At 65.5% G+C, this 730-nt stretch carries 1 protein-coding gene; it reads right to left on the reverse strand.

Annotation, left to right across the window (positions count from 1 at the left end):
* Positions 1 to 117: 117 nt before the first annotated feature.
* On the reverse strand, positions 118 to 730 hold a 613-nt coding region (locus tag ACYVE7_RS35110), incomplete at its 5' end, for a recombinase family protein (RefSeq protein WP_460370995.1).

Here is a 730-nt window from a genome sequence, read left to right on the forward strand (position 1 = left end):
ATGGCCAAGTCGTCCCGGCTCAATGTCCAGTGCTGGACGAGCAGGGTTTCGTCGTCGGGAAGCGCGAGCAACGCCGCGCGTTGCTCGTCCGACAGGACGGCGCGACGCGGCATCGGCTTAGACCTTGGCCGGTGCGGTCCAGCCGATCCGGGCAAGCGTGCCGAGAAGGGTCGAACGCGGCACCTTGAAGGTCCGGCAGACGGACGCCTTGCTGGCCCCGCCATCCAGCGCGGCGGTGATCCGCTCGAGCGTTTCGGCGTCGATCATCGGCGGGCGGCCACCTTGGCGTCCCCGGCGTTTGGCAGCAGCCAGTCCCGCCATCACCCGTTCGCGCGTGAGCGCACGCTCATATTGTGCCAATGCACCGAACAGCGAGAACAGCAATTCGCCGTGCGGCGTGGTCGTATCCATCTGCTCGGTCAGCGACCGGAACGCGATGCCGCGCGCCTTCAGATCGGTGACGATCGTCAGCAGGTGCGGCAGCGAGCGTCCGAGCCGGTCGAGCTTCCACACGATCAGTGTGTCGCCCGCGTTCAGATAGTCGAGGCAGGCTTTCAGGCCTGGTCGGTCGTCGCGCGCGCCGGATGCCTTGTCGGTATGGAGATGCCGATGATCGACCCCGGTTGCGACGAGCGCGTCCCGCTGGAGATCGACCGTTTGGCGGTCATCGGTCGTTGACACCCGCATATATCCGACCAGCATGTACGACAAACCCTCGAAAGCATGTTTT

It is taken from the genome of Actinocorallia lasiicapitis, from assembly GCF_054778695.1.